Origin of the sequence: Pedobacter sp., from assembly GCF_035566355.1 — a bacterium.
Lineage (GTDB): Bacteria > Bacteroidota > Bacteroidia > Sphingobacteriales > Sphingobacteriaceae > Pedobacter.
Genome location: NZ_DATMRL010000454.1, coordinates 1 through 2,588, shown reverse-complemented (window position 1 = coordinate 2,588; position 2,588 = coordinate 1). Strand labels below are relative to the sequence as shown.

At 41.1% G+C, this 2,588-nt stretch carries 2 protein-coding genes; both read right to left on the bottom strand.

Going from position 1 to position 2,588, the window contains the following annotated elements; translation table 11 throughout:
- A partial coding sequence (locus VNZ46_RS17475; protein WP_325561326.1) for a DUF3276 family protein occupies window positions 1-430 on the bottom strand: 430 nt, incomplete at its 3' end.
- A gap of 114 nt (window positions 431-544) precedes the next feature.
- Window positions 545-2,440, bottom strand: a complete 1,896-nt coding sequence (locus VNZ46_RS17470; protein ID WP_325561325.1) for an ABC transporter ATP-binding protein — start codon at window positions 2,438-2,440, stop codon at window positions 545-547.
- Window positions 2,441-2,588 lie beyond the last annotated feature (148 nt).

Sequence of the window (2,588 nt, the reverse complement as noted above, 5' to 3'; positions counted from 1 at the left end):
AAGTAGGTTCAGGTGTTGTTGAAACCGTTTCCACTTTTACGGCTTCCACTTCATTAACTTCTGGAACCTGTGCAACGGGATTTGGAACCGCTACGTGATTTTCATGGTGGTCATGATGTCCTTCGCCATTTTCAGAAACCTGATCATGATTAAAAGCATCGAAATCAAAATCAGGCATCAAATCAGTCTTAACATAATCTACAGCTTCGGTGAGGGCCTTGATAAACTTATTGAAGTCTTCTTTGTAAAGGAAGATTTTATGCCTGTCATAACCTTCTTCATTAAATTTTTTACGGCTTTCAGTAATCGTTAGATAATAATCATTGCTCCTGGTAGCACGTACATCAAAAAAATAAGTCCTTCGCTTACCGGCCCTGATTCGTTTGCTGTAAACACTCTCCATTCTTTTGTCATTGTTCTCGTACGCCACGGTTGTTGTTTTAGGTAAAAAATTAAAGCAAGCGCATAAAAATATAATATTGTTATAGAACCGTCAAAAAATTCACCAATTTATCGGGACAAGCGTGTTTTTACGCAAATCCCGTCAGTCGCGGGTTTCGCGCTCCCCTCCTGTTTTTTGTTGCTGCTCGTAGAGCCGGGTATAATGCCCGTTTCTTTCAAGCAATTCTAAATGGGTGCCGGTTTCAACCATTTTTCCTTGATCCAGGACAATGATCCGGTCAAATTCAAACAGAGAGAAAATCCTGTGTGTAATTATAAAGGCGGTTTTATTTTGAAGATAATCGTAGAGCCTTGTAATTATTTCCTTTTCTGTCCTGGCATCTACTGCACTAAGACAGTCATCGAAAATTACTAATTCATGGTTGCCAGCCAGGGCACGGGCGATGGAAATTCTTTGTTTCTGCCCTCCGCTTAGTGTAACGCCTCTTTCACCTATCAGGGTATTGTAACCGGAAGGGAAATGCGCGATCTCTTTGTCAATACTGGCATATTCGGCTGCTTTCCTAGCTTCAGCCTCAGATTTGCGGTCCATACCAAAGAGTATATTGGCTGTAACTGTATCACTGAACAGAAAAACATCCTGCGGAACATACCCGATCTGGTTTCTGTATCCTGGAAGGTCAAGGTTTTTAAGGTTTATGCCATCCATGGATATGGTTCCTCGGGTCGGATCATAAAATCGCAATATCAATTGGGCCAGCGTTGTTTTGCCACTGCCTGTCCTTCCAATAACTGCAATTTTTTCACCTTTACGAACTTCAAGGCTGAAGCCTTTCAAGGCGTGAATTCCGGTCTGTGGATAGATAAAATCTACATGATCGAAAGAAATGTTACCGCTTAACTTCTGACTGGTTGCCACTGGAACATTCTGAATTGCAGGTGAGGTTTCCAGGAATTCATTCAGTCTTTTCTGAGAGGCAGAGGCACGCTGAATCATGCTGGCTACCCATCCGATCGCACTAACCGGAAAAGTAAGCATGGTAATATAAATCACGAATTCAGTGATGGTCCCCAGGTCAGTATGATGTGTTCCTCGTATTACATAAAAACCGCCGATCATAATAGTTAAGAGGGTGCTTAAACCAATTATCAAACCCATTGATGGAAAATAAATAGCTTCAACTTTGGCGAGGCCGATCGCATTTTTTCTGTATTCTTCACTATTTGAACTGAAGAAACGAAGCATAGCTGATTCCTGAACAAAAGATTTGATTACGCGAATCCCACTGTAAGATTCCTGGGCATTGGTGGTGAGATTGCTAAGCAAAGCCTGTATCCTTTCGCTTTTCCTGTGGATCAGGTTATTGACCATATAAATGGTCACGGCCAATACAGGCAGGGGCGCCAGCACATATAAGGTAAGCAGCGCGTCTTTGCGTATCATGAAGTAGAGACTAAAACTTATGGTAGCCACCAGGTTTGCTAGATACATAATGGCCGGCCCGGTATACATGCGTACCCGGCTCACGTCTTCAGCCATGCGGCTCATCAGGTCTCCCGTGCTATGGGTTTTATAAAAAGCAGTATCCAGTTGCTGATAGTGCTGAAAGATTTCATTTTTCTGATCAAATTCAATATGGCGGCTCATAACGATAATGGTCTGCCTCATTAAAAACATAAATAATCCGCCGATGATCGCAAGCAGCAATAAAGTGACGCCTGAAATTGCCACTTTCTGTCCGAATGTTCTCTGAGTGGTATTTAATTTCCGGATGAATTTTTTTACCAGTATATCATAATTGGAAGTATCAGCTTTCTGATTTCCGGCGTTATGCATTTTAACATCTGTAGAAACAGGAACAGAAGATTTTGAGCGTGCCTGTACGGATAATTCCTTCTCCACAGTGTTCACTACATAACCGGTAACCTGCGGTGCAAGTATTCGAAAATAGTTGGAGAGAAAGACGAAGATCAAGCCGAGCAAAAGTCTCCATTTGTATTTCCAAAAGTATTTATTGACAGCGCGCAGGTATCTCAAACCACATATTTTACAAAGCGCAATTTAATTGTTAATTGTCAATTGTTAATTGTTAACGTTGGAGTGCGTTCGCATGATTAATTTAATTTGATTTTTTAAGATTTCCGTTAACAATTAACAATTAACCATTAACAATTATAAGTTCTGT